This is a genomic window from Porphyromonas sp. (genome assembly GCF_030529325.1).
Taxonomy (GTDB): Bacteria; Bacteroidota; Bacteroidia; order Bacteroidales; family Porphyromonadaceae; genus Porphyromonas_A.
The window spans coordinates 1-4,954 of the sequence record NZ_JAUMXC010000077.1 but is presented as its reverse complement, the minus strand read 5'-3'; the positions used below and the strand labels follow the sequence as shown (position 1 = coordinate 4,954).

General features: G+C 41.3%; 5 protein-coding genes and 1 other RNA gene. All 6 read left to right on the top strand.

Annotation, left to right across the window (positions count from 1 at the left end):
• Positions 1-254 precede the first annotated feature (254 nt).
• The 6 genes from Q4A14_RS08685 to Q4A14_RS08660 all read left to right on the top strand — a co-directional run bounded on the left by Q4A14_RS08685 (position 255) and on the right by Q4A14_RS08660 (position 4,697).
• Positions 255-779: a TetR/AcrR family transcriptional regulator gene (locus Q4A14_RS08685; RefSeq protein ID WP_303171461.1), complete on the top strand. Its 525-nt coding sequence runs from the start codon at positions 255-257 to the stop codon at positions 777-779.
• 5 nt (positions 780-784) lie between these two features.
• The gene (locus tag Q4A14_RS08680) at positions 785-1,651 is read left to right on the top strand and encodes a CPBP family intramembrane glutamic endopeptidase (RefSeq protein WP_303171460.1); all 867 of its coding nucleotides are present in this window, start codon (positions 785-787) and stop codon (positions 1,649-1,651) included.
• A gap of 73 nt (positions 1,652-1,724) precedes the next feature.
• Positions 1,725-2,126: a transfer-messenger RNA gene (gene ssrA / locus Q4A14_RS08675) on the top strand.
• 349 nt (positions 2,127-2,475) lie between these two features.
• Positions 2,476-3,723 carry a site-specific integrase gene (locus Q4A14_RS08670; RefSeq protein ID WP_303171459.1) on the top strand — a complete coding sequence of 416 codons (1,248 nt, stop codon included), beginning with the start codon at positions 2,476-2,478 and terminating at the stop codon, positions 3,721-3,723.
• A complete protein-coding gene (locus Q4A14_RS08665; protein ID WP_303171458.1) occupies positions 3,720-4,241 on the top strand; it encodes an ORF6N domain-containing protein in 522 nt (173 codons plus the stop codon). The genes Q4A14_RS08670 and Q4A14_RS08665 overlap by 4 nt, the downstream gene beginning before the upstream one ends.
• Positions 4,242-4,244: 3 nt before the next feature.
• On the top strand, positions 4,245-4,697 hold the full coding sequence (locus Q4A14_RS08660) for a DUF1896 family protein (protein WP_303171456.1): 453 nt from the start codon (positions 4,245-4,247) through the stop codon (positions 4,695-4,697).
• The last annotated feature ends 257 nt before the right edge of the window (positions 4,698-4,954 follow it).

Here is a 4,954-nt window from a genome sequence, read left to right as displayed (position 1 = left end):
ACCCCAATGCAAACCACCCCAATACTCTGAAAATCCCTCTCACTCTCAATCACTTACCCTCCATTCTCTTCCCAATGCTCTTTTCTCGAATAGTTGTACGTAAACTTGATGAAGCAAGTTAGACAACCTTTTGCATGAAGTTAGACAACTTGTTTTTGAGTGTTCTACTTCTTATTTTCTATTTCAGACAAAAGCATTACATTTGCAAGTGTATAACTGTCGTTATATTTGTTTTGTTATAATAAAATGTAAATATGCCGAAACCAACGACAATAACGAAAGATATGATCCTCGAGGCTGCTTTCAAGATAGTCAGAGAAGAGGGCTTTTCGATGCTTACCGCGCGGTACATCGCCCAAAAGATAGGTTGTTCTACACAGCCGATTTACTGGACCTATAAAAACATGAATGACCTGAAGGATGAGGTGTGCCATAAAGCCCTAAAGCGTCTGAAGGACATAATGTGCGGATATACAAAGACAGGTAATCCATTTCTGAATCTGGGGCTGGGTTATGTGTACATGGCTCATGCCGAGTCAGCTCTTTTCAAGGCGGTCTATATAGATAATGTCATGAATATCAGGATGACGGATATTTTCCCTGAAAATCAGGAGATAGTTGAGATCATGAAAAGTTCTGAAGAATGCCGAAACATGTCTGACGATGATGTGAAAAATACCATCTCCAAAGCTTGGATGCTGGCTCATGGGATAGCCTCACTCATAGCAACGGGTATGCTCGTTTATGACGAGGAGAAGATAATGCAGATTTTAGGATAAACGTGGTGCAAAACAAGAAGAATACCAATAGAATAACTTCCAGGAATATCTCGATATTTGCTTTTGTAACAGTCATTTGCGGTTGGATCGGTATCGGGTTGGATCGGTTGCTTGGCCAACCGTCGGGTATGGAAAGCCTTGGTGCATTGATTTTCATTGTCACCCCGCTCTTATGTACTATTTTGCTTCGCTTTTTCGGAGGAGATGGTTGGAAGGACTTTCCTCTGCGCCCCAACTTAAAGCAAAATATAGCTTGGTACTTATTTGCTCTTTTGGTTTATCCTGTAGTCATCGGGGTGACGCTCTTTGTCGGAGAGATGCAGGGATGGGTGGATGTCAGCAAGTTCAGCTTTGCGGCGTATTTGCCCATATTGGCAGCTGCGTTTCTGCCTGAGTTTATCAAGAACTTTTTTGAAGAATCTGTCTGGCGAGGTTATCTGACGGTGAAGTTGGAGCAACTTACCAAGAATGAGTGGTTGATCTATTTGGTAGTCGGATTGGTCTGGCAGACTTGGCATGCTCCATATTATTTGATCTTTTTGGAGGATGACTATGTCTCAAAATTTTTCCCTTATGGTGATGTGTGGCTTTTTGTGTACTCTTTCCTTGTTGTGGGGATTTGGACAATAATGTACACAGAAGTCTTTTTCCTCTCACGCTCTCTTTGGTTGGTCATCTTGATGCACACGATGGAGGATGCTCTCAACCCTATTGTTTCGGAAGGCTTCGCGGTAATTTCTCCGGATAAGACCTTGCTCGTTTCTCCAACTTTTGGTGCGTTGCCATTGCTGATATACCTGGCGATAGGTCTCTATTTGAGGCGAATAAGGAAGATAAAGGTAGGGTTGTGTGGTGTCGGGAGACCGGTATAAAGGAGCTCTGTGTATCGTGAAGTATATTGTCAGGTAAATAATAATACGTAACTTTGCGACACAGAAAGACTGCGGGGATGACTGGATTTGACAGCATGTCGAAGTGGTCCGTAAGCACGTAGTGCATTGTAGCCTGGCACTTTAATCTCAGACTTCAGACCTTTTAAATGGCGAAAACAATTTTGCTCTCGCTGCGTAACCGAAGAATAGTAAGTTGACGCTTCATCGCTCGACACACTGAGCGACGAGACATCACCCGGATACTCTGTTCCCGAAGTGGTCCGAATCGGTGGTGCCGTTATATCGGGGATGGCCAAGGGAGTGCCTCTATCCTGCGGCGACATTTCAGAGGATAAGCATAGAGCCGGTTGCTTTGGCCATACCTCTATCGCCGACAATTGATGCAAAGCTAAACGTGTAGAAAGCTGATTAGTTCCGTGTTTGGACGAGGGTTCGAACCCCTCCATCTCCACTTTGTGGCATTTTTGAGTTTCATCTGAGTAGTCAGACGAGTATTCAAAACAGAGGAAAAATCGTTGTAGAGCCCTGCTTTACAGCGATTTTTCTTGTTTCAGTGACTACCGCTGAATACCAAAACAGATATTTGGTAGTTAGCAATAGACCACTTTTCTGCTACAGAAATTGCTACAACTTTTAATTGGCTGAAAAATTGTAGCAATGACTACCAAATGACCACCATATTGAATACCGTAATATGCTCATATTCAGAAACTTTATTGTGAACTTTGTGGCAGTATTTTGTGTACAAACATTTGAAAAAAGTGTAGCAATATAAAATGATGCCACTAAAAAGATTTTAGAGTATGAAGAAGCAATTCAAGGTGTCCTACTACCTACGCTCAAATTATGAGAACAAAGAAGGAAAAAATCCAATCATGGTCCGTATCATCTTAGATGGTGAAATGGTTAATCTTGGCTCTAGCCAGCTATCTGTAAAGAAAGCCCTTTGGAGTAATTCCACAAGCAGAGCTAAAGGTAGAACGGCAGATGCTATAGCATTAAATGCTTCCCTTGATGCCCTTACAGCCTCATTGTATGAACTATTTAGAAAACATGAGTTTGAAGACTATCTCACTGCAGAGTCATTCAAAATGTTGTTCCTAGGAGAAGAAAAAGAGTTCTCTACTATTCTCCCTGTCTTTGACAAATACATTGAGAGTATTAAGGAGAAGGTCGGTGTAAGCTTGAGAAAAGGAAGTTTCCAAAAGTACACTGTCATTAGACGCGACTTTGTAGAGTTTCTAGAGACCAAGTATAAGAGAAAAGACTTAGGATTACTTGAGTTTAATTCTGTCGTACTGAAAGACTTTGAATTATTCTTAGTCACAGAGAAAAACATCTCTCATAATACTGCTCAGAAAAAACTAAAGGGCATAAAGACAATGGTCATATATGCTCAGAAGCGTGGGATTATTCAACACGATCCATTTATGGACATTCGCTTTCATTACAAACCTGTTGATCGGGGCTTTCTTACTGAGGAAGAAGTAATAAAAATTACAGACAAAGATCTGTCAAGTCTTCCAAGGCTGGAGCTTGTAAGGGATATATTCCTTTTTTCTTGTTTTACAGGTCTTGCTTACATTGATGTTTTTAACCTTACTCCCGAACATATTGTATCTCTTGATGGCAATGATTGGATTATGACCAAACGGCAGAAGACTTCGACCACATCTAATGTGCTTCTTTTGGATATACCTAAAAGCATCATCCAAAAGTATGAGGGACAAACTAAGAGAAAAGGTAAACTCTTCCCTATTCTCAGCAATCAAAAGATGAATTCATATCTCAAAGAGATTGCTGACATTTGTGGCATAAAGAAGAACCTAACCTTTCATGTCGGCCGTCATACTTTTGCTACTCTTTGCCTGAGCAAAGGAGTCCCTGTAGAGTCCGTTTCCAAAATTCTAGGACACACAAACATTAAGACAACACAGATTTATGCACGCATTACAAATAAGAAGATTGAGAAGGATATGATGGAACTTGCGGATAAGATTGGCGACTTTTCATTGAACAATGTACCACCTTTAGAGGCTGCAACAAGATGAATACGAATGTAGAGATTGATGTAATTCAAAGTAAAATCTTTGATGTGAGAGGACAGAGGGTAATGCTTGATTATCACCTAGCAGAGCTTTACGAAGTACAAACCAAGGTGTTAAAGCAAGCGGTTAAACGAAATATTGAGAGATTTCCAGAGGACTTTATGTTTGTACTCTCAGAATATGAGTTTTCTCAACTGGTCACAAATTGTGACCGGTTCCCAGAAGCTCTAAAACACAGCCCTGTTTTGCCGATGGTTTTCACGGAGCATGGCGTAGCAATGCTATCATCTGTATTGCGTAGTCAAAGAGCGATTGATATGAATATAGCCATCATTAGAGCATTTGTGGCATTGAGACAAATGGCGATAGGTTATGAAGAACTAAAACGAAGAATTGATGAGCTGGAGCTATCCACAAACTCTCACTTTAGCGAGCTTTACAAGGTGCTGACTCAGCTCTTTGAACAGAAGTCTAAGCCTCGTAAGGCAATAGGATATGTAACTACTGATAAAGAAGAATGAATTATGAGACAGAAGAGACAACTATCGTACTTTCTCTTGAAGCTGGAGGAGTATTTGAATGATTATCATCCTGGGAAGTTACAGGATAAGGCTTTCACGAATGCTCGAGCAGAAGAGGCACTCACGGTCTATCTTGAAGCAATTGAGCAAGGACACGACCACTTGCAAGCGGAAGAACTAGCTTCAGAGACTATGTTTCGAGGACTTCATTTCTCAGCAAATGATACAATTCGGACAGTCTTGGAGAATGAGTTTGAGACTGAACTACCTGATCCTCTACCTGAAAGATTGGCAACGGTCCTACTTGGTAGCCAGGCAATCAAGGAGGTATTGCAAAAGTACGACATAAATGATGAGTTTGACGGCACACCTGAGTATGAGTTACTGTACACCGACCTGACTGGTACAATCGCTCTACTCATTGAAGAGAATAAACTCCCAACGGTGGACGCATAGCGTGCAGAGCTAATCATTAACCCATGGAGCTTCTATCGTTTCAAGAGCTAAGATATTCAAGCCGTGACACACGCCAATAAGCTTACTCTTGTCTTTGTGCCACCGCTTTATCTTGTCCGCTCTTGAAACCAATAGAGGCTCCAGTTATGAATAAGATAGTTATGAATAAAGACCCGCACGAACCAGCTTTTCTCCCTTTTGAGGTAGTGTCCGAAAAAGTGTGTAAGGTTAGTTCTCCCTTTTTCCCCTGGGGCATG